The 21,385-nt window shown below is 42.2% G+C and carries 18 protein-coding genes; 4 read left to right on the top strand and 14 right to left on the bottom strand.

The window, feature by feature from the left end; translation table 11 throughout:
* Window positions 1-214: 214 nt before the first annotated feature.
* The 5 genes from WKF69_RS07030 to WKF69_RS07050 form a co-directional block, all read right to left on the bottom strand.
* Entirely contained in the window at window positions 215-625 is a 411-nt protein-coding gene (locus tag WKF69_RS07030; protein WP_340380721.1) for a hypothetical protein, read from the bottom strand.
* Window positions 626-881: 256 nt separating this feature from the next.
* A complete protein-coding gene (locus WKF69_RS07035) occupies window positions 882-3,728 on the bottom strand; it encodes a TonB-dependent receptor (protein ID WP_340380723.1) in 2,847 nt (948 codons plus the stop codon).
* Between the two features lie 144 nt (window positions 3,729-3,872).
* Window positions 3,873-4,283, bottom strand: coding sequence for a hypothetical protein (locus tag WKF69_RS07040; RefSeq protein ID WP_340380725.1), 411 nt, complete (start codon window positions 4,281-4,283; stop codon window positions 3,873-3,875).
* 91 nt (window positions 4,284-4,374) lie between these two features.
* Entirely contained in the window at window positions 4,375-5,061 is a 687-nt protein-coding gene (locus tag WKF69_RS07045) for a hypothetical protein (RefSeq protein ID WP_340380727.1), read from the bottom strand.
* 238 nt (window positions 5,062-5,299) lie between these two features.
* Window positions 5,300-5,614, bottom strand: coding sequence for a hypothetical protein (locus tag WKF69_RS07050; RefSeq protein ID WP_340380729.1), 315 nt, complete (start codon window positions 5,612-5,614; stop codon window positions 5,300-5,302).
* Between the two features lie 144 nt (window positions 5,615-5,758).
* On the opposite strand from WKF69_RS07050, the gene tatA reads away from it, so the two are divergent.
* Window positions 5,759-5,950, top strand: a complete 192-nt coding sequence (gene tatA, locus WKF69_RS07055) for a twin-arginine translocase TatA/TatE family subunit (RefSeq protein ID WP_340380731.1) — start codon at window positions 5,759-5,761, stop codon at window positions 5,948-5,950.
* A 77-nt stretch (window positions 5,951-6,027) separates the two neighbouring features.
* On the opposite strand, the gene WKF69_RS07060 is transcribed toward tatA, so the two are convergent.
* From WKF69_RS07060 to WKF69_RS07075, 4 genes are all read right to left on the bottom strand, one after another.
* A complete protein-coding gene (locus WKF69_RS07060; protein ID WP_340380733.1) occupies window positions 6,028-7,155 on the bottom strand; it encodes a lactonase family protein in 1,128 nt (375 codons plus the stop codon).
* A 29-nt stretch (window positions 7,156-7,184) separates the two neighbouring features.
* The gene (locus WKF69_RS07065) at window positions 7,185-8,972 is read right to left on the bottom strand and encodes a serine hydrolase (RefSeq protein ID WP_340380735.1); all 1,788 of its coding nucleotides are present in this window, start codon (window positions 8,970-8,972) and stop codon (window positions 7,185-7,187) included.
* Between the two features lie 25 nt (window positions 8,973-8,997).
* The gene (locus WKF69_RS07070; RefSeq protein ID WP_340380737.1) at window positions 8,998-10,224 is read right to left on the bottom strand and encodes a DUF1343 domain-containing protein; all 1,227 of its coding nucleotides are present in this window, start codon (window positions 10,222-10,224) and stop codon (window positions 8,998-9,000) included.
* A gap of 367 nt (window positions 10,225-10,591) precedes the next feature.
* The gene (locus WKF69_RS07075; protein WP_340380738.1) at window positions 10,592-10,753 is read right to left on the bottom strand and encodes a hypothetical protein; all 162 of its coding nucleotides are present in this window, start codon (window positions 10,751-10,753) and stop codon (window positions 10,592-10,594) included.
* Window positions 10,754-11,115: 362 nt separating this feature from the next.
* Here WKF69_RS07075 and WKF69_RS07080 point away from each other — a divergent pair, with 362 nt between their 5' ends.
* Entirely contained in the window at window positions 11,116-11,622 is a 507-nt protein-coding gene (locus tag WKF69_RS07080) for a hypothetical protein (protein ID WP_340380740.1), read from the top strand.
* 14 nt (window positions 11,623-11,636) lie between these two features.
* Here the strand turns inward: WKF69_RS07080 and WKF69_RS07085 are convergent, their stop codons facing one another.
* The 5 genes from WKF69_RS07085 to WKF69_RS07105 all read right to left on the bottom strand — a co-directional run bounded on the left by WKF69_RS07085 (window position 11,637) and on the right by WKF69_RS07105 (window position 18,308).
* Window positions 11,637-12,989 carry a DegT/DnrJ/EryC1/StrS family aminotransferase gene (locus WKF69_RS07085; RefSeq protein WP_340380742.1) on the bottom strand — a complete coding sequence of 451 codons (1,353 nt, stop codon included), beginning with the start codon at window positions 12,987-12,989 and terminating at the stop codon, window positions 11,637-11,639.
* A gap of 233 nt (window positions 12,990-13,222) precedes the next feature.
* Window positions 13,223-14,623 carry a neutral/alkaline non-lysosomal ceramidase N-terminal domain-containing protein gene (locus tag WKF69_RS07090; RefSeq protein WP_340380743.1) on the bottom strand — a complete coding sequence of 467 codons (1,401 nt, stop codon included), beginning with the start codon at window positions 14,621-14,623 and terminating at the stop codon, window positions 13,223-13,225.
* A gap of 59 nt (window positions 14,624-14,682) precedes the next feature.
* Entirely contained in the window at window positions 14,683-16,062 is a 1,380-nt protein-coding gene (locus tag WKF69_RS07095) for a hypothetical protein (RefSeq protein ID WP_340380745.1), read from the bottom strand.
* A gap of 36 nt (window positions 16,063-16,098) precedes the next feature.
* Window positions 16,099-17,133 carry a Gfo/Idh/MocA family oxidoreductase gene (locus WKF69_RS07100; protein WP_340380747.1) on the bottom strand — a complete coding sequence of 345 codons (1,035 nt, stop codon included), beginning with the start codon at window positions 17,131-17,133 and terminating at the stop codon, window positions 16,099-16,101.
* Window positions 17,134-17,246: 113 nt separating this feature from the next.
* Window positions 17,247-18,308 carry a LacI family DNA-binding transcriptional regulator gene (locus WKF69_RS07105; protein WP_340380749.1) on the bottom strand — a complete coding sequence of 354 codons (1,062 nt, stop codon included), beginning with the start codon at window positions 18,306-18,308 and terminating at the stop codon, window positions 17,247-17,249.
* A 407-nt stretch (window positions 18,309-18,715) separates the two neighbouring features.
* Between WKF69_RS07105 and WKF69_RS07110 the strand changes: the two genes are divergently transcribed.
* Both WKF69_RS07110 and WKF69_RS07115 read left to right on the top strand, forming a co-directional pair.
* Complete coding sequence (locus WKF69_RS07110) at window positions 18,716-20,263, top strand: hypothetical protein (RefSeq protein ID WP_340380751.1); 1,548 nt, start codon at window positions 18,716-18,718, stop codon at window positions 20,261-20,263.
* A 52-nt stretch (window positions 20,264-20,315) separates the two neighbouring features.
* On the top strand, window positions 20,316-21,385 hold a 1,070-nt coding region (locus WKF69_RS07115), incomplete at its 3' end, for a hypothetical protein (RefSeq protein WP_340380752.1).

A 21,385-nucleotide genomic window follows, 5' to 3' on the forward strand; every position in this document is an offset into this window, starting at 1 on the left:
AAAAGTAACGTCTTTTATATTGATTTTTATGAAATAAATTACCCCTCGCAATGACGAATTGCCTAAGAATTCTTAGGGGGAGGAAAAAACGAAAGCTGCGCTTTATTTTTCCTCCCCCTAAGTTTTTACGAGCACACTGTCATTGCGAACGAAGTGAAGCATTCTCTGGCGTCCTAAATACCGTCTACTTATTACCAATAACCAATCTCAACCTTCACTTTCCGTTTCGAAGTTCGTCTCCGTCATCCTGATCCTCGCCCGATTGATTTTCTCCATCGCGATAGTCCTGATCTGTCGACTCAAGATGATTTTCTTCCACAAAGTCTTCCCTGCGGAAGTCTTCAGGCATTTCCTCGCCAAGCTCGTCGTACTCGGACGCTCTGTACTGCTGAGATGGCCTGCTCCTGGTTTCCAGTTGACCGGGCGATTGCCGTTTTTTGGTGCTGTTCCCGTGATCCTGCTGCCATTCATTGTTCTGAGATGCAGATGGCTGCTGGTCAGGTGGGTTATTTGAATGTTCTGGAACTCCTGAATTTTGATTTATGTTCCGGGGTTTTTTACTCAGCTCCTGATTGTCTTGATCGTCTGCTCCGGGGGCATTATGATCCATATCTTCTGTTTCCATAGGTAAGTACATTTAGTGCACACATCTCAATCAAATGTTGTACCACTTGGAAAAGGATCTAAATATTACCCCAACACAAATAGGTTCCTGAGCAGACAAAAATTAAAGTTTGGATAAATGAAACGGGAGTCTGTGGGAAGAAAAAAAGCAGTGAGTCTACGATTCAGTGCACCTCTTGGTCCAAGCCAAGAGGGGTAAATAGGCTATGTCTAAGCCAGGTAAAGGAACGAGCTTGTGTTACAGTACTCAAAGTTAATTAATTATTATCCCTTCTTGTCCCTCCACCATTCTGCTGACCATTACCACGATCAAAACCGCCCCGTTGTCCATCCTGTCCCCTTTCAAAATTACCTCTCTCGCCTTCTGGCCTTTCACTACGCTGCTGAGTTCCGCCTGCAAATTTATTGATCCTCAGATTTAAGGTCAGCATAAAATACTGAGTCAGGCGATTAGTTTGGCTATCAGTAAATCCATTTTCAACTATTGTCTGGTTAATGTTATTTGACTGGTCGAATATATCAAAGGCCTGGAAACGCAGAGTTGCCATGTTCTTCTTAAACTTTTTCTCTACATACGAATTTACAACCAGTGGATTAGTATTGAGGTTGCCAATGTATCCCGAATTGAAAGTTTTGCTTCCATTAAAACCAAATATTAAAGATTTGTCCTTAAGAAATAGAAAACGCCCATCCAGATTTAAGCCGAAAGTGTTGATTTTTGTGTCTGTATTGGTCCGCAGAGTATAATCAGTAATTGTGCGACCGTATCTTAATTCCGGGCTTAATTCCATCCACTCACCCGGGTTGATTTGTAAAGCTACACGCTGGCTGATATTTGTTCTGTTTGAGTAGTTCTTGATATTATCGGCAAGTGACACACCTCTTGTAAACCGGGCATCACCGGAAAGTCTTACTGTATACTGACGGTCAGCAAATGATTTAAACCAGTTGTAGCCGCCGAAATAAGTATAATAACCGTTCGTATTGACGTAGCGAACTTCCTGTTTACGGCTGCCGAAAACATCCGGGATTAAAACAATGTTTTGAACAATCTGATTTAAAATAGAATTTGCCTGGACGTTAAACATTAAAGATGTACGCTTTTCAATATTAGACAGTCTTAGATTCGCATCAATATTGTGTGAAAAAGAGCTGTTCAGATCCGGGTTACCAACAATTGGCCTCTGCGGGTTGGACAGATCACGAACAGGCTGCAACTGTGCAAACTGCGGCTCAGCTGCCGATCCATAATAGTGAAATGTTATAGACTTCGTTCCACCGAAACGATACTGATAACGTGCGATGGGTGCGAAGAAAAAATTAGAACGGTTAATCGTTGTGTTCAGTGTAGCTGAGCTGCCGTTTAAATGTGTAGGATTAGCCGTCAAGCCCAACGAAAGCTCACTATTTTTATCTCTATAGTTATAATTTAACCCCAGCCTGTGCGATGTAAATGAGTAATCAAAGATATTACTAAGTGAGTCTATGGGCTGTAGTATGCCGGCAGCGTTTGCAAGGCTCGAGATCCGACTGTTATCATATTTGTTGTAATTTAGATCATAATTGAATTGAAGTCTTCCTGCCTGACTAATTGGCTCATTATAAATAAATCTGCTTGACGCGCTGTAACTCCTGTTCTGTGTTGAATTAAGCCGGTAATTAATTGAATCTTTCAAGGTGTTTCCGGCAGCATCATTGTATACGATGTGATTATCATTGCCCTGCTCAGATTCAAGGTCATTATTTCTAAAACTCAAATTCAGTGAAGAGTTTCTCCGGGCTTTGGCAAATAAGTGGTTATACAATAGATTTGCATTAACATTCGGACTCAACGAGGTATTACTTGAAACCGTAGTTTGTCCCTGGTTAATGACTCCGGTTTTTAAGACGGATCCCGTACTCTCTCTTTTAGATCTACTAAAACTCAGAAAAGGCGTAAACACCAGCAGATTAGACTTGTTAATGTTATACTCCAACCGTCCATTGAAGCTGTGACGAGTAGAAATATTATTGGCATCGCTAAATTCAGTGCTTAGGATAGTACCCAAAGAGTTAGCACTTTGCCTGAATACATTGCTAATAATGTTTCCATCGCTATTATTAAAGTAATACGCAGACGCGAGACTTAGTTTTTTACCAAATTTATTATTGTAATTGACCGCGACGGAACTTAAGCTTGTAATTCCATTACCACCTCCGCCGCCGGCAAAGCCACCGCCACCACCACCTCCGCGCGCACCATTTCTTCCGCCAAAGTTGTCACCTCCAATCTGAGTACCATTATTGTTCAGGTTAGCATTAATGCCGAGTATACGTTCACCCTTCATTTGCTGGGCGAAAAGGCCAGCCTGATACCTGTCTTCCGTCCCCCCGCCTACGGTTGAGTTTATCATGTAGCCATGATCACGGCCCGGGCGGGTGGTAATATTAATTATCGTTTCAGGATCGCCTTCCTTAACCCCTGTAAAGCGAGCCTGATCGCCATAATCCTCAATTATTTGTATTTTATCGATCGCGTCAGCAGGAATATTCTTAGTAATCGTCTTCATATCTCCGCCAAAAACCTCCTTACCGTTTACTTTAATCTTTGTAACTGGCTTGCCTGCGGCTGTTACATTTCCATCCTTGTCCACTTCTGCCCCATCAAGTCTCCTAATCGCATCTTCTACAACTGCATCAGGTTTCAATTTCAAGTCCGATACACGATATTCTATAGTATCTGTCTTTATCAGCACGGGTGGTGTTCCATTAACCACAACCTCCTGAAGCAATTTACTGGTTGCTCTTAAGGTTATTTTAGGCAAAACAATCGCGGAGGACCCCTCAGGATTGCTAGATGTTGTTTCTATGGGAGAATACCCCAAACTACTTACCAAAATCCTGAAGTTCGATTTTGTGACAGCACGGAATGTGAATTTCCCATCAACGTCTGAGCGGGTCAGAATGGTATCTCCTCCACCGGAAGGAACCAATTTGATTGTGGCACTAAAAACTCCCTTGCCAGTGGTATCCTGAACTAGACCACTAACGGTACGCGAGGTTTGTGCCCACAAAGAGGTGCTCATAAAAAGGATAGCGAGGAAAAGTATAAGTTTATTGTTCATAATCTTGGCAAGGATGCGTCTTGTTTGCGGGCTACTGATGTTAAGACTATAAAAGGAATCGCAGGTTTAAACCTCTATTGCTAAATCAATGCTTATGTTACAAAGCATTGTGTATAAAGTATACAATGGTCTACGCAGCAAATGCTATCTCAAGGCCTTTACCAGCAGCAGGGCAAACCCATTCTTCTCAGTGATCTCCGCCTGGATAGATTTCCCGGAGCTTTCCCAGATGTTATCCTTGGTGTTCTTGAAATGGGACTTAACGAATAGGATCTCTTCGTTCAAGGCCGATGGCTTACCTGTATTCTTGATGTAGCTGCATACCTTTTCTCCCCTGAAGAAAGTAAAGTAAAAAGAGAGCTCTTTATCCTTACCCTCGAACACCAGGATATTAAACTCTTCATGCTCCAGACTCCTCTCTTCAACAGAATCGTAGCCTTTCACATTTTCAAGAATAAAATCGTCCGATGTACCGATCAATTGAACAGTTTGAGCCCGGGAAATGAATGATCCAAGAATCAGTATTAGAATTAAAACGGGGCGAAAATAAGACATAGGATGTGTTGGGCCTCAAAGGTAAATATTGAAGAACTGAAAGCTACGCATTAATGGGACCTCTCGCAAAATATTACACAATGTTACATATCTACTCCGTGGGTTTAACCTGTGCATCGTAATACTTCCTGAGTTCTGTAGACAATCGGCGGATCATCTCTTGTCTTGCAAGAATTAAGAGAAAGTCGTCTTCCGTGGGTTCGATAGCGCTTCCCCGGGTCATTACACCCGGATCTAACGCCCGGTAATCACCCTGAACATTATCGACATAGTTATTAACGTAATTATAATTAGCTGCAAATGTCCGCTGAAACTTGAAACCAGGTGTTCCCTTTACCGTGAGATTAGTTACGAACCGGGCGTTTGAACGACGCTGAATTTGAACTATGTCAACACTTGCCGTTACTGTTTGATATATTGGTTTTCCGGCTGCATCAGTCCCCACGGCAACGCTTCGGCTAACTCTCCGTCTGGTCATTCTTTCGTCTCGAGGCCAAAGGGTGAAACTGGTGATATCTAAGTTTAATACCACTTCCGGATTTTCCTCCGCACCTACAAGAACAAAATTCACTGCCTGGAACTGGTCCAGATCCTGAAGAAACTGCAGTGCAAAATAATCTGTATTGACGAAATTGATCGTCGCATTATTTTGAACTTTTATGTTAATTGCAAATGGCACTTCCCGTTTCGGTACCTTTGGTGTTCTTCCGGATTTCGAGGAGTTACAAGCCATTTCTACCATTATAAAAAGCAGCAATGTATATTTTAGGTATTTCATGACTGTAAAAATAACGGCGATCAAATCATATCAGCTTTTAATACTTAACGCTGTCGGTGGGCAAATAGTTTCAGTATTACTGCGGCTGGGAATCAGAGCTACTCTAACACCTCTAAAAGGTATCTTGATGTGCAATCCTTCGTTCAAAATAGCATTTATCGAAGGATCGCCGAACATGGCCCCTACCAGACCTATACCAGGCAGACAGGAGACATGAGATAGAGAAGTGGGGAGAAAGTTACGCCTGTTCCGGAGGAAAAGGTGTAATCCCTTTCATCAATTCAGAGATAAGAACATTATGGGGTCGCTGTCGTGGACCGCAACGTTCTTTATAGAAAGCTTTATTAGCAGGATTGGAGAGAAACACCTTTGCATAATTTTGAGCCCGCCGCAGTTTATCCCGCTGTGCTAATTGTGCTTCAGAGGGTATTATGTTGGACATATCAGGATATGCGCTAAGAATTGTACCCAAAACTTTGTTTTGCCGGATGACAACTTTTTTGGCGATAGTGCCTCTAAATTCCTTATCGAATTCTCCTTTAGGACGTCCCATATTAAACGTTTTAACCAAGTTACAAAATTTCGGGAAAATAAAAAAGAGAAAATGTTACTTGCGCCGATATGTAAAATATCTATATAAGTTGTACGTTTAAATCTAATTATTATCAACTTTAATAAAATTTAATAAGGAAATATTATGGGAGGTTTAGGTGGACCGGAAATCATTCTGATTCTGGCAGTTGTTTTACTAATGTTCGGAGGCAAAAAGATCCCCGAGATGATGCGTGGGCTTGGTAGGGGAATGAAAGAATTTAAAGATGCTAAAGACGGAGCATCTGACGACCTGGAACCTAAACCGGCTCCAGCTCCGATATCTAAGGAAAACTAATTAAAAAGGATCTTATAATGGGATCCTTTTTAATTCAATTAGAATGCGGTTGAAAATGTTCTAAACAAAAATGAGCGTTACAACTGTTGTAATGCAATTACCGCCGGAATTATAGTCTGCTTGCCTGTGGGCGATAATTTTCCTGTCTTCTTATTTCTTTTCAACACAACGATATTATCTGTCTCGCGGTTAGCTACCAAAGCAAATTCACCATTTTTATCGATCATAAAATTTCTTGGATGCCTACCCCCTGTGTTTTCATGTCCTACCAGCTCTAATCTTCCATTTTTGCGATTCACTTTATAAATCACCAGACTTTCATGTCCCCTGTTCGACGCATATAGAAATTTACCATCCGGAGAAAAATGGATATCAGCAGCGGAATTGCGGGAAGTAAAATCGTCAGGCAACATTTCCGCCCGGGCTAACGGAACTAATTCTCCCGTAGCTTTATTTACGCTGTACGATGCCACGGTAGATGTTAACTCTTCAGCTGAATATGCAAAATTCCCATTTGGATGTATCGCCAGGTGCCTTGGACCTGATCCCGGCATGCTGCTGACAAAGGGTGTTGATGCTGGCATAAGTTTGCCAGTTTCTTTCACTTCGTAGATCATAATTTTGTCTATACCCAGGTCTGAAACATAGATGAATTTGCCGTCTGCAGAAGGGATAGTAGAATGAACGTGGGGAGCTTCCTGACGGCTTGCTACGATGCCTTTGCCGAAATGCTGAACAACATCGCTCGCCTTGCCCAGGCTCCCATCCTGGTTGATAGGGTAAACTGCCAGATTGCCGGCACTATAATTGGAAACATAAGCAAAACGCCCCTTCGGGTCAACACTCACATGTGCCGGGCCTACTCCTTCTGACGACTGTTCATTAAGTTTCGTCAACATCCCGGTTTTAGGATCAATTGTGAACGACATGACGCTCCCCTTACCGTCCGAAAGTGTCCCCTTGCTGCAGGCTACGTAAAGATGTTTTTTATCGATGTTAAGCGCTAAAAAATTCGGGCTTTCACCGCCTCCGACAGTTTGAATTTCAGTGAAGGTCATCTGTTTTTTATCGAAACTGAGGACGTAGATACCTTTACTTCCCCTAAGTGAGTTTGTACCAGCATAAATTATCCCTGCAGTTTGGGCGTGAAGACTCGCTGAAAGGGTTAATAAAATCAGACTGCACAAATAAACTATCCGTCGCATTAGCATTTTATTACAAGTTAAACGTTATCTCATTTTTGCACAGCCCTGTTCACCACGTCCTGAATACGGCTTCGAATATTGAGTTGGTACAATTTATCTGTGATCTTCGGATGCACTCTATTTGACAGGAAGATATAGATCAGATTATACTTAGGATCAACCCATACGCAGATTCCAGTGAACCCGGTATGGCCATAGGTCCCTGGTGTTGCGAGCTTTGACGGGTATGCTTTCGTTGTATCCGGATCATACATATCAAAGCCAAGTGCTCTTCTGCTAACATCCGATTGTTTAGATGTGAAAAGGTTTACAGTCTCAGCTTTCAAATATCGTTCGCCTCCATAAGTGCCTTTATTTAATAACATTTGATAGAGAATACCCAGGTCATTAGCGCTTGAGAACAAACCAGCATGGCCCGATACCCCGCCTAATAACGATGCGCCTGGATCATGCACATATCCATGTAACAGGGTTTTACGGAAATTACCCTCGTCTTCCGTAGGCACTATCTGATCTTTCTCGAACCGGTTTCTTGGCAAATAACCAGCGGTATACATACCCAGTGGCTTGTAAAACTGATCCTGAACATACTTATCGATAGGTGTGTTGGATTGCCATTCAACTATTTCCTTCATCACATACATATTCATATCAGTGTACACGTACGTGCCCCGGTTTCGCAAAGGCGCTTTAAGAAATGCTGGCCAGAACATATCTTTAAAATAGTCTGGCTTGAAATAATAGTTGTCAGAAACCTTTACTGGATACGCTTGCGATGAGTCCGCGCTATACTCGTCCGGTTTAAGCTTAAGGTAGAACGATACGGCGGTAACTCCCGACTGATGTGCGAGCAGTTCCCTAACCTTTAAATCTTCTTTGTTGGATTTGCGCGCATTGGGAATGTAATCGCCTACGGTTTTATCCAATGAAATCCTGCCCTGTTCGTAAAGCTTCATCGATGACAATGTGGTCGCAGACACCTTTGTAACAGAGGCGAGATCGTAAATATCAGACAATTTGGTTTTCTCTGCGCCGTCATAGGTATGTGATCCATAAGCTTTATTGAAGATCACATTACCGTCCTTTATCACCATCACGACAGCACTTGGGGTAGCCCTTTCGCGAATAGCCTCAGCTGCTATCAGATCAATACTGTCGAGATCGGCTGATTTCAAACCCACTGCCTCAGGCGATGAATACCTCAGCCTGGTTTTTTCTGTGGAATATCCAGTGCCTGCTTTATATTTCCCGCTTATGGTTTTCCCCAGGGTCCCCCTGGCTGCTATACCTCCGAAAATCAATTGTGCCGCATTGCTTGCTGCATCAGCATTTGAAACAGTACTCCAGACAACCGGACCTGTTATAAAATCAAGGCTCTTAAGTGAGCCTAGTTCGCCAAATCCGGCGATAATTATATCCTTCCGTTTCTGGTTTTCTGTGATAAAACGTATTATTTCGGGATCTGTCAGAGACTGGCTTGTAACCTGAATAATTAAGGAATTATAGAACTTCAGATAGTCGCCGGTGAGATTGTCAAGGTTTAGCGAATCTGTTCTATAGTAGGAAGTCTCAAGGCTTTTAACATCTGCATACTTCCTCAACAAACTATCGAAAATGGTTGAAAATGCCGATCCCGTGTTAATACTCGTAATCTTTCGATCATCGAGGCCGCGTAAAGGAATGGTCTTAGCCTGGTTGTTAAAAAGATAAAGCGAACCGCCGGGAACAGATGCTGGCGTGCTCTGACTGTATACCACGTTTTCCGTCGTCGAAAAGACAAGAAGAAATAGCATCAGTTTGACTGCGAGTTTTTTCATTTAATATGTATTAGACAGTTAATTTTTAAGGATAGATGAGATATTTTTTGCGCATTTGCTTGTAAGCTGAAAGGCCGGGCTCCCAGCTTTTGCGGATATCTGCCTCAGAAAGACCGGCAATAATCTGCTCTTTTAGTTTTTTTGTACCCGCGAGGCGGTCAAAAAAAGGCCTGAAAAATTCTTCCTTTTGAGGATAGGCATTATAGAGCTCCATTAACCACGCAATATTTATCTGCCCGGTTTTTGCAAAACTACTTGTATCATAAGTCCTGAAATCTAGTCCGAAACAGGTTTTGTCTTTGTGCGGCGGATCTTCACTCATGCCCGGAATTGATACCGGGGCAAAAGAAAAAGCGTATTTACCCTCAAGAGCCGGGGCTCCTACCATGGTAAAGGGAAGCATGGTTCCCCGCCCCTGACTTATAACAGTTCCCTCGAATAAACAGAGAGATGGATACAGCATTACAGCCTGTTGTGAATTTAGATTTGGCGTTGGGCCAACGGGTAAGGTATAAGGCGTATTGTGAGTGTAATTAGTATTCTTAACTATCCTGAGCTTACATTTAGCATTATTCGCCAGCCACCCTTCTCCATTTATCATTTGCGCCATTTCCGCAAGCGTCATACCATGAGTTATTGGAATTGGAAACATCCCAACAGCAGACTTTAGATCCGTATCCAGGATCGGTCCATCGATATAAGATGCGTTTGGATTAGGGCGATCAAGGATCAATAACTCGATGTTGTTTTCGGCGCAAGCTTCCATTACCTCACGCAGAGTTCTCAATTTAGTGAAGAATCTGGCTCCGCCATCCTGAATATCATAAGTTACCAGATCGATTCCGACCAGGTCTTCTTTAGTTGGCTTGATCTTCTTACCATACAGGGAGATTATTGGGATCCCCGTCGTTGCATCAATCTCGTCTTCAACTTTAGCTCCATTACTGGCGTTTCCCCTGAAGCCGTGTTCTGACCCAAATATTTTAACGATATTGATTTTTAACGTTAGAAGGCTATCAACCAGGGGGGTTTTGCCTATTAGTGATGCCGGACTGGCAACGACCGCAATTCGTTTGCCTTTTAAATAACTGATATATTGTTCAGTTTCGTCGGCGCCGGTGCGCATCATATTTTGCACATTGCCTCTCATTGAGTATTCTGCTTTATGATGGCCCCATCCTAACCCCTCCAAACTGAGAATGAACAATACCGTCATGACGCAAATCAAAAAAGGTCTAAAATTTTCTTTCATTAATTCTGATAACCGCGGGTTAAAAAACCGTCAAGCGATTAAAGTTAATTATTATTAGATTGAAACAATAGATACTATATAGCGGAAGTAATGAAAAAAGTGTAGATCAGGTACTATCTGTATTCGCCGATACAAGTACTGCTAGGAAATAGCTACCATTAACGTCTGGATATAGGACATTGAGTATCCGCAATTCTTCATTACAGTATGGGCATACTAAACAACTGGCTCAACCGGACCTTGATAATTTTCAAGGATATGTTTATCCAATGCTCCAAAAATACTGTAGTGTCCAGGACAGATTATCTTCATGATGTAATTTAATACAGATCTGTTAACTCAATTTCAAGTAAAATAAGTTAATGCTCTATAAAGGATCATCTTGTTTATGTTCGTCGGGTAGCATTTCTGATTCGTTGATATTTTTCTCGAAATCTTTTTGATCCTTCTTATTCCGTCTTATCAGGACAAATATTATTACGATTGCTATAAAAAGGATTATGCCTACTGTCGTATAGTTGAATTCCATGTAGTTTAGATTAGGGAATCTTAAAAATAAAGAAATTTACAATATATAAAGTTAAGCTTTCAATCTTAATATGAAAAGCAGTTAAACATCTGCAAGAACGACCTTCCAATCTTTAGAAAAGCACCTGTTACTAGCAGGTGCTTTCCAAGTAAACTGTAACTAACCAAACTAATTATCATAAGACTTCAGGCAAAGATAATTGAGGATAACAAATATCCATTACAGGCTAAATTAAATTTTTGTTAAGTTTTTATTAACATCATCGATAAACTATACTACTCTTCCCATTATTGCCAGTTAAGTATGAGTTTTCTACCGATTATCCTCATGGCTAAACTGAGATTGTTATGTATCTTAACTTCATGAACACAGTTCAAACACTAAACTATGTTGTTAACTTTTTCTGGACGATCATCGGCTTCCTTCCGTTAACGATTTATTGGTGGCAAACACCATTGACATTTTCATTTTATTGCTTCCTCATGGTCAGCGTTTTCCTGGCCAATGTACCAGAAAGAATGATACACCAATTCAGGTTTAGTTCCAAAAGAAGAATCTACGAACTGGTGGGCGTTAGGCTGGTACGCAAATTCGTACAAGACGGGGACTATATCCGTAAAGGAAATCACTGGGTCAGAAGCAAGGCAGCGGCGGAAAAATATCTGCTCCGGATTCTAATGTATGAACGGTTTCACACATTATGTTTTCTGTTTTTCACATTCAGCATGACCCATGCGCTACTAAACGCCAGGATTAAACTTGGCTTGATGATCCTTTTTTGTAATGTATTCTTTAATGTATATCCTCTATTGCTTCAGCAATATAACAGGCTGAGAATATTACGCCTGATTGAAAAGGGCCAAACCTGAAAGCTCATGGCTGATCAAAGCTTATCCTTGTTCTCGTGCACCTTCATTATCGCGTTGATCACATCATCCATATCCTGCCTGGTTCCCATTAAACATGAAGATCCCGGCAGTACCACCATTTCCTCATTACATATCAGGTCGCAGTTCGGACAACCCATCTCGTCGCTGTACTGTTTAAGCCGGGCTGCGGAATACATATTTTTGTATTCTTTAAGTCCTTTTATGTGAGCAATCCAGGGTTCTATATGTAAGCCGCGAGCGATATAAGGGCTTAGATTAACACCTTCCGCAGCAACAGCCTTTAGAAATTTGCTTCTTTCGACATTATTGAAATGCTCTTTGTGATAGCTCATAGCAAAATGATAATATCCTCCGCTCTCGGTACCAGTGTATTGCTTCTGAGGAACAAGTCCCGGAAATCCCTTAAGTTTTGATATTAAGTAATTCGCATTATCATTACGCCTTTGGAAACGATCTTTAGCCGAAGCAATCTGCCCCATAAGAATAGCGCCCTCGAATTCATTCATTCTATATTTTGGCCCGATCGTAACATTGCTGCCTTTACGATTTGTTCCATGGTTCTGCACTGTATAACATTCGTCCATTAATACAGCATTATTTCCGATGATAGCTCCTCCTTCTCCACAGGCAATCTGCTTGCTTGCCTGGAAGCTGAAGCATCCGACATCCCCTATGGTGCCCAATTGTTTACCCTGATAATGGGCAAAATTCGCCTGGCAGGCATCTTCAATTACTTTTAGATTGTGCTTTTTCGCGATAGCCATGATCTTATCCATTTCACAAGGCATCCCCATCATATGCACGGGTATAATGGCTTTCGTGTTTTTATTTATTTTCTTTTCGATGAGGGCAGCGTCCAACTGGTAGGATGCCCGGTCAAGATCAACCAATACCGGCAGAGCCCTGCTGGTAAGGATAGCAGAAATGGTCCCGAAATCGGTATAAGGTGACGTAATAACTTCATCGCCGGGTCCGATATCCATAGCTTCCACACAGGTAGCTAAAGCCTGAGTACCGGAACCTGTACCTATACAAAACTCGGTTCCCATGAGCCTTGCGTACTCTTTTTCAAATGTCGCAACCGTGCCAGTAGGCGATTGTATCCTGCTCCAAATGCCGCTTTTCGTGGTTTTGGAAATTGATTCCATCATTTTCTCATCTGCAAGCATTGCGGGCCACTGGGGCCATACCTTTGCCCGGACCGGTGTACCTCCCAGTAAAGCTAATTTGCCGGTACTTTTAGTTGTTGGTTTAGCGAATGAGGGAATGCTGCTGGATAAAGCTGTTACAACCGTTGTGGTTGTTACTGCAGTTATGAATTTCCTTCTTGACAGATCATTAAACATAATTTCAAATTTTGGGACAAAATCTATATTCCTACTTCAAATTTTTACAAATTCAAGCTTCGTGTACGTAACCGAATAAAGTCCAAGTTAATAAATTTCCTTAATATCATAGTGTTGATATTTAAATAAGGCGAGACTACGTTCCTGATGATCCGGCTCATCGGTTAGATCTATCCAGGTGTCGCCTTTTATAAAGTTGTAATTGTTTTGTTGTTCCAGTCATTTTGATATAACTATTTGGAAGTCAGGAATTTCGAAGGTATTAAATCATGCATGGCAGACATAATTATTTCTTCAACATTCGGTACAAAAGGTGATGGTTTGTGATAATAATACATAGAACTTACAGCCTCGTAGCCATATTTCGGCTCCTTCAAAGCACGGGTTGACGAGATATAGCACGGAACATCATTCGAATATCCGTTAACCCAGACACGTTTCACATCAAACTCCCTCTTTATTCGGAGAGAATAATCTGAGACAACCTCACCCGCTAAAAAAACCATAGCCAATTCCCTACCGAATGTCCAAACCTGGATCGGATAAGTTAAACTGGGAGATATCACTTTTCCTCGTGCAATCTCATTTAAAGCCAGGCGATAGTAATATCCTTTTACTGTCTTGTCATCAGTTTGAGCAACCATTTCCTTTACGGTCGGCACATGTGCATATGGAAGTTCAATAATCTTAATTTCGCCTTCAGGAGCTTTACTTACAGGCTGAAACTCTGTATTTAAGAGCCTCTTCACTTCATCAGCGATAAGCTTAGCATAATGATCTACAAGCTTTAACTGACTTAGTCCCTCTAAACCGGTCAAAGTTGGGTTTGCATCGGCACCGCAGCCAACTGCATGAAGAGCGGTAACGCCCGGATGATTTATTTCTATAAGACGCTGTGCCTCTCCGACCCAATCTCCATGATATTTATTGTTTGATCCGTCTAGAGCCACCGCATGACATGAATAATTAAGGAATAATGCTTTTAGCTTGCCGTTTTCATCATTAACTCTTAGTAATGGCAGTGAATGATCTACGGGACCATCAGCTAATCTGCGATTTTTTGCGAAATCTACTTTCCCTTGTGTCCATGATATGTAGGATGGCTTACGTGCCTTTAAAGCATCAAGTGCAACCTGTTCAAGTTTATCTTTGAGTTGCTCCACATATAACGAGATGCGATTCATTTGTTCCTTTGAAATCAGCGAGTCGCTAAAGGCGGTCGCGCTTCTATATTGTAGAATATTTAACAGATCGCCCAGCTCAGGACCGGAATGAGTGTGTGAAGCACTTATAGCGAGATGCTCCGGATTAAGGCCGGTCTTGGCTGCAAGCCGGCGTGCGACTTCTTTAGTAACATTCCATGGAATACCAATAAGATCAACCGTTATAATAACAGATGGGCCTTGTTTATCATTTCCAAAAGCAAGGGCCTTTGCATTGAGCGGCAGCAGCGTACTTTCAGCTTCGTCCTTGCTTCGAATTGCAAAACCAGCCAGACGCACAGGCCACTCCGGAGTTATATTGACGGCAGATACGCCAACATCCATCAGCTGATGGGAAGAATTGATTTTTTGGCCCGTGGCTGCTCCAACAAAGCTTAGAATAAAGACAATGGCAAAAAGGTATGCTCTCATAGCATTAAGTTTGTAAGTGGGAGGTTTGTTCTTAATCTAGATCTATAAGATCAGAGATTTTATTTTTGCAATAATTTCTTAATCGCTTTCATTAATATGTCTTCGGCTTCCGCGGTAACACCTGAAGCCTGGCCGGTTTCATAACCTCCCTGCCCGTAAGCAATCGCGGTTCCGATGTAGCCTACTCCATAGTCGCCATACCCGGCCACAGCAACAAAAAGATCAGGCCTGGCAGCCTTTGCCGCAAGCTGGTATTCTACAAACGGTTCGCCCGGCAGGTGCAATATTCTCGCTTTACCTACCGTCAGGGTCGATATATCAATTTTCTTTCCAGCCTGCAAGCGTCTCAGCCATACCAGTTTGGAAATATTATTAGCAATAAATACCGAGGTCTCGGTTTTCAATCCAGCCTCGAGCTTTTCAATACCAGCAGCTGGGGCTAATGCGACTGGCTCCACATTCCAAAGAACAGAAACCGGTGTGACTGGCTCGCGTTTGGTACTTTCCCATGCACGCTTCATACCGTCGGCTAGTCTTTCCGCCAAAATGAGCCGGTTTTCCTTTGCTCCATCATTGTATTTACCAGCTGTTATGTTACCGCCCGCTCCATTAAAATGGATATGAAGGGCATCAGGAACAGCAAGCTGGCGCATAAATCGCGAGACTCCAGGGAAATCGGGATTTGCCACACCTGTACGATAATAACTTTGAGGATGTGATGCATAATAGCTTAGAACCGCAAGGGGCTTATTATTATTCCAAAAACTAACCAATGAGACCATAGGATCAACCAGGCCTTCAGGTTCTGCCCTGATCAGCGAGTCTTTAGTTGCTGATGTCCGTGTAGCTTTCACTTCACCGTCAGCACCAAGGATTCTGCGATTTGATGACACCTTGAATACTTGTGCTTGTCCTGTACCAACGTGAGTGAAAGGTCCGGCCGTTAGGATAGATTTTTTTATCGCGCTGCCTAAGCGCTCTATCAGATCCCGCGTATACGATCCTTCAAAAGCTCCCGGCAAAACACCGGCAGACTTCATTATAACTTCAGCGCCCAGATCTGATGTTGGAGCATCGTGCTGATGTATCGTGTGCACAACTACCCGTGAAGGAATAGTTCCTGCAGCCAAAGCCATCACACGTTTGAATTCGTCCTGGCTCTCATTTGAAATTCCAATCCAATCGACCGAGCACATAACTATAGGCTGTCCGGCGCCGAGAATAACGATGCCTTTAGCCCTAAGTCCAAGATCCCAGCTATTAACCATCGGATCATATGTAAGTTGGCTTCCGACCGGAGGAGTGGCATCAATATCAAAAACCGCTAGCTTAAGATTGTTCGGCGCGGATTGCGCCAGAACTGTAACGGAAGAGAGTATTAAAACGCCGCCTACTATCCAAATACTTATTTTCCGACCTAACACTACTAGAACTTTCATCGTCTTATTTAGATTTTCCAGGAATCGGATAAATGATTATTTCGCGGCCAACGCTTTTTTAAACATAGATTCTATGGTCACCGGTGCTCCGTTGTTCTTCTTACTTTCATACGCCGCCTCCATGAATGCGCATATCTCGAGCGTTTCCTTAGCACTAACGGGTGGGATGCCGGTCTCAAAGAACTCAATAACTTTTACAAGAAGGGGGTCATACCCCCCGAAATTGCCGATCTCAGAAACCCCTTTGTCACCGAACACTGTACCTCCATATACCTGCTTCCCTTCATGGATGCCACGAAAAGTACCCATTCTGCCATTATCCCAGGTTCCAACAACAAGGTCAGTGTTTGGCGAATCGACCTGCACAACTGATTTGCAGCCCGTACCCATTACAGTGAAAAGCGTTTCAACGCCATGGATTCCGTACCAGAACAATTCTGTGTGAGTTTTTTCATATTTAGAAGGACTGTAGGTATCTGCCCCCAGCACTTTTCCGACTTTACCTTTGGCAATTTCCTGGGCGCCAGTAGAGAAACGAAGAGACGAAGAAGAAAATACCGGCACTTTATATTTTTCCCCGGCCTTGAAAATCGCTATTGCATCTGCAAGGGTGGCCGCGATAGGTTTGTCAATAAAAACAGGTTTACCAGCTTTGAACACTTCAATAACCTGCTTCAAATGTAGCCGCCCATCATTTGTTTCCAAAAGCACAACGTCGACTTTGCTCAGCATGTCCTTTATTGAGCTGCTTATTATTACTCCTAGTTTCTTAACGTCCTCAATATAACCAGGGATCCTTTCTGCACTGCTTTGTATGTCTTTGCTGCCATAAGGATACGCAGCCACAACTGTATAACCTTTGTACTGGCTTCCAGCTCCGGGAGTGTTCAGGCTTTTTGTAAATGCTATACTATGGGAAGTATCAAGCCCTATAATACCAACTCTTTTTCCCGCTGCTTTCGAACCCATTCCGTAAGAACTAAAGGGCATTAGACTTTCTGCCATGCCCAGACCGATACCTGTGATTGCTGCTGCCCTGATAAACTTGCGGCGATTATAATCCTGTTTCATTTCAATCCTCTATGTTTAATTAACTAAACGTTTACGTACCCGAATATAGTAATTGTTTTAACCATACGAATATTGTGTTAAAAAAAATACGAAAATGAGATGTGACCCTGTTATTAATTCCGATAAAAATCGGCATTCTCTTTTGTAAGGATATCTATTGGCATGAAATGTATCTTTTCCACTGTCGATCCAAAAGCTAAATGCTGGTAAAGGGACATCACACCCCGGTATGCCTGCTGTTTAGGTTTCTGACAAATCAGGAAGTCGATCACTCCTTTTTTCAGGTATTCGACATTTTCGGTAAGAAAATCGTAGCCTATCAAAATAATGTTGTGTTGAGTCTTCTCAATAAACCGGGCAACCTTTGAAACCCTGGAATTGGTTACAAAAACAACTTTAATATCAGAAGATTCATCAAATGCTTTAGAGAGACTCTGTTCTATTGCTTCATCTGCCACCTCTTTAATGTCGAGCTTAACAATATTTCCGGGCCGGTTGTGATCCTTAAAATATGCCCTTAATCCTTCCTCTTTCTTCAATAAGTGATGTTGGTTATCAATTTCCTTAGAAATATTTACAATCAGCAGCTTATCATCTGCTTTAGTCAAATAGCTTATTAAATGTCCGCCCATATATCCGCTATGATATAAGTTGGGGCCGATATAACTCAAACTGCTTTTATTAGGCAGGTCTGAATCCATCAGAACATAAGGAATATTCAACTCCTGGCATTTATCAGTAAAGCTCACAGACTCATCAATAAAGGATGGTCCGAACAAGATCCCATCAGGTTTACTATCCAGGATCACTTTTGTTTGTTTAACGAAAGATTCGATTGAATTTTGGTCGTAGAAGTATTTGTCGAGGACGATACCAAATTGCTCTATCTCGGAGCCGGCTTGTTCGATCCCTTTTAATGGAGCATCCCAGAAACTTGTTTCCTTTGAGCTTTCAGGTATTAATGTAGCAAGGCGAAGGATTTTACGGGATGCCAGGCGCTGAGCAAGTAAATTAGGTTTATAATTAAGTTCATCGATGAGCTTGTTGATCTTCTCCTTTGTTTCAGCTGACACCCCTTTTCGATTATGTATTACCCTGTCGACAGTAGCAATTGAAACATTTGCTCTTCTTGCAATCTCCTTTACCCCGGTAAGTTCAGTAAGTCTTTTTTTCATTTATATCTTAAGGTTTATCAACTGTCATACTGCAACCGAATATTCAACTGAAACCACTTCAGTTTAATTGATTTATAATACTCATCAATTAACTCGTTACGACAATATTAGCTTATATCTGTGGTTTTTCATAATTATCGATTAATAGTTTATGAATTAAATTATGGTTCAAATTCCACATGTTGCTCCTCTAAATTTTCCGACAAGGCAGTTTTATTTATTAAAAGTTTGCTGCTTCGTTTTGCTTTAAAAATCAGGCTGAGTATTGATTTTCAACAAATCAGCGTAACAAAAAATTTTCGCTCCATTTGCAAAATCGAGAAAATTTAATAACTTCGTTAACGTACACGTGTAATAAGTTAACGTACACGGCAGCGTGCCAAATATATCATTATGAGCCCGGCATTATGAAACATTTTCTTTTAGTGATCTTGCTCAGCCTAAACGGGTTTGCAATACTTCAGGCTTCTAAGACTCACGATATCGCGTTGCGAAAGAACCAGAAGTTCCCTGCTGATTCTATTAAAATTACCCGTGTCCGGGCTGACCAACTGCTTGCAAAGCTTCCGTCAACTGACCCCTGGGACCTTCGCCCGGATGGAAGTGCACTCGCGTGGGGGGAAGCAGCAACTATGGAGACTCTGGCGGACCTTTACGAGGCCACCGGAGACATTACTTACCTCAAACAAATTGCATTTCGGGGTGACCGGTTACTAACTCATCGCGACGATCATAGCCGGGTAAAGGATGGTTCTGGGCATAGCCGGCCAGCCTGGAGCATGGGATTGAAATACGTGGTCGCATCAGGAGCATTACTTGATAAAGCGGATAAACCGGTGATCAGCATACGCTCCACTCCCTCATCAAATAACAACCTTACGATAATTGAACTTATACGTTCATCCGACAGGCCAGATCGTTTCAGCCTGAAGCTATCAAACAGCTTCTTTAAAAGAGACGAGTTTTTTGCTGATCTAAGCATGAACCCTGCTGATGAACGCTTTATTGAAAAAATAGTCAATGATCCGCTTTCGCCGTATTCTTCGAAAGCAGGCAGCTATACTGATAAATCAAATTTAATACGGGTAAAAGTCGAAATGAAAGAGATCCCGCCGTCTCAAAACGTTTCCTTAACTCCTATTCCGCTAGCATATATGGGTTATATCGGAATAGTTTATCATCCGATGCTTCGTATGGCAGAGTTTGTGAAAAGTGACCCAAAACTTCTAGAGCTAAAGCCAGTCGCCGAGCGTTTTATCAAAGCTGCTGAAGAGTCTTATGCGGATGCAAATAGACGTTTATGGCGTGAAGGCCCTAACGCCGGGGAAGGATATTATCTCACATGTGAAAAAGGCGAATCATTCCCAGCCGACAATGTGGGGCAACCGATAAACTTCCTGGGTATGCACACCAGCTCACAACTGGCCTTATACCGGTTAACCGGCAAAAAAGACTATCGCGACCGGTCTGAGAAAATGTCGCTATTATTGAAAAACAGGCTTAAGTACGATAAAGGGTCTGATCTCTATGTTTGGACGTACTGGTACGAACCGATGACAACTATCGGCTGGACACCGGCGGACAAGCTATCCTCGAATGTAATGGTATATAAAGGGTCTCCAAATATTGAAGATTCATCCCATGGCGTGCTGGACATTGCGATGGTCGTAGCGGCCAACCGGGAAGGAATCATATTTACGAAGCAGGATGTCCAACGCTTTGCGAATACTTTGCTTCATAATGTGATCCTGCCGGAAAGGAATGGAATCAGGCGGGCTGTGGATGGCGTTGGCGGCGAACATCCTGCATATTTCCCAATACTTCATGGCTGGCTGGAACTCGCTGCAACTAATCCTGAAGTGTATCATGCAATTAGAAAAACATATTTAAACAAGAATGAAGAAAACCTGGCATTTACTGCCGAGCTTTTAAGGTGGGAGAAGAAAATCAAATAGTTAATACAAGAAATAACCATCAATATTTTTTAACTATCTAAAACTTAATCAAATGAAAAATCCTTTTTACACATTAAAGAAATTTAATGGCATGAGACAAACGCGTGCCATCAAAATTTCTAAATTTTTCGTTCTGTCACTTTCAATAATTCTATTATCGGCCAGTTGTAAGAAATCATTAGAAGAGCAAGCCCCGGAAATAGTTGATTCAGAAAAGATGAATAAAGGCGGGCTCACAACTTCTACCGTTGGTGCAAATATCTGGTACGACAAATTTGTGACGTATGAAAGCGCATCAGGCGGAGCTTACTATAACAGCACAAATGCAGGTACGCTTGGATGGTCTGAGAGCTACATGCTTCGGAGTTATGTTGTGATGTACGAGTTAACAAAAGATGTAGCATGGTTAAACAAGCTGACAACACACGCAGACGTAATAATCGCCAATGCAACGGATTTAGGCAGCGATGGCTATATGGATTGGGGATCAACCAGTTATGGAGGTGGCGGAAATTATCCATATCTTGTTTTTGATGGATTGATAGCCTTGCCAATTGCGCAATTCGTGCGTCTTGTACAGCAAAACCCTACTACCCTTTCGGCGTATTCAACCAAAGCAAGTACGTACCAGACTTTTATCGAAAATGAGATTGTTCCAAAATGGGCTAGCAGCAGCAGCTATATGGGAAATTGCTGGGTGCAGTTGAGTAGCAGCACCGGATACTTCAAGGAACCAATCACTTTCAACTCCTTTACTACAACTACTGTTTTTAATCCCTTACCCTACAATATGATGGCGCCTTTCGCCCAAATGTTGTGGACGATGTATGATGTGAACGGAAACACCAGCTATCGCGATAGAGCGAACCACATTGTCCAGTACTTTAAGAATGGATTGACGGCAAACGGAACAGGATATAAATGGTGGTATTGCAATATCGCAAGCCCCCATTATGAAGACACTTCTCACGGGAATCTGGATATAGACATGGCTATTGAATCTTTTAACCGGGGCGGAACGATTGGTGCAACACAAATTGCCGGACTATCTGATACTTACACAGTTAATATGTGGAATCAATCCTCAACGGCCCCAAAGGTAAAGGACAACGTTGATGGCAC

This window comes from Daejeonella sp. (genome assembly GCF_037719425.1).
GTDB lineage: Bacteria > Bacteroidota > Bacteroidia > Sphingobacteriales > Sphingobacteriaceae > Daejeonella.

Excerpts from the sequence above, each read along its gene's own strand:
- WKF69_RS07030 (WP_340380721.1), bottom strand. The coding sequence starts at position 625 with ATGGAAACAGAAGATATGGATCATAATGCCCCCGGAGCAGACGATCAA.
- WKF69_RS07035 (WP_340380723.1), bottom strand. The coding sequence starts at position 3,728 with ATGAACAATAAACTTATACTTTTCCTCGCTATCCTTTTTATGAGCACC.
- WKF69_RS07040 (WP_340380725.1), bottom strand. The coding sequence starts at position 4,283 with ATGTCTTATTTTCGCCCCGTTTTAATTCTAATACTGATTCTTGGATCA.
- WKF69_RS07045 (WP_340380727.1), bottom strand. The coding sequence starts at position 5,061 with ATGAAATACCTAAAATATACATTGCTGCTTTTTATAATGGTAGAAATG.
- WKF69_RS07050 (WP_340380729.1), bottom strand. The coding sequence starts at position 5,614 with ATGGGACGTCCTAAAGGAGAATTCGATAAGGAATTTAGAGGCACTATC.
- tatA (WP_340380731.1), top strand. The coding sequence starts at position 5,759 with ATGGGAGGTTTAGGTGGACCGGAAATCATTCTGATTCTGGCAGTTGTT.
- WKF69_RS07060 (WP_340380733.1), bottom strand. The coding sequence starts at position 7,155 with ATGCGACGGATAGTTTATTTGTGCAGTCTGATTTTATTAACCCTTTCA.
- WKF69_RS07065 (WP_340380735.1), bottom strand. The coding sequence starts at position 8,972 with ATGAAAAAACTCGCAGTCAAACTGATGCTATTTCTTCTTGTCTTTTCG.
- WKF69_RS07070 (WP_340380737.1), bottom strand. The coding sequence starts at position 10,224 with ATGAAAGAAAATTTTAGACCTTTTTTGATTTGCGTCATGACGGTATTG.
- WKF69_RS07075 (WP_340380738.1), bottom strand. The coding sequence starts at position 10,753 with ATGGAATTCAACTATACGACAGTAGGCATAATCCTTTTTATAGCAATC.
- WKF69_RS07080 (WP_340380740.1), top strand. The coding sequence starts at position 11,116 with ATGAACACAGTTCAAACACTAAACTATGTTGTTAACTTTTTCTGGACG.
- WKF69_RS07085 (WP_340380742.1), bottom strand. The coding sequence starts at position 12,989 with ATGTTTAATGATCTGTCAAGAAGGAAATTCATAACTGCAGTAACAACC.
- WKF69_RS07090 (WP_340380743.1), bottom strand. The coding sequence starts at position 14,623 with ATGAGAGCATACCTTTTTGCCATTGTCTTTATTCTAAGCTTTGTTGGA.
- WKF69_RS07095 (WP_340380745.1), bottom strand. The coding sequence starts at position 16,062 with ATGAAAGTTCTAGTAGTGTTAGGTCGGAAAATAAGTATTTGGATAGTA.
- WKF69_RS07100 (WP_340380747.1), bottom strand. The coding sequence starts at position 17,133 with ATGAAACAGGATTATAATCGCCGCAAGTTTATCAGGGCAGCAGCAATC.
- WKF69_RS07105 (WP_340380749.1), bottom strand. The coding sequence starts at position 18,308 with ATGAAAAAAAGACTTACTGAACTTACCGGGGTAAAGGAGATTGCAAGA.
- WKF69_RS07110 (WP_340380751.1), top strand. The coding sequence starts at position 18,716 with ATGAAACATTTTCTTTTAGTGATCTTGCTCAGCCTAAACGGGTTTGCA.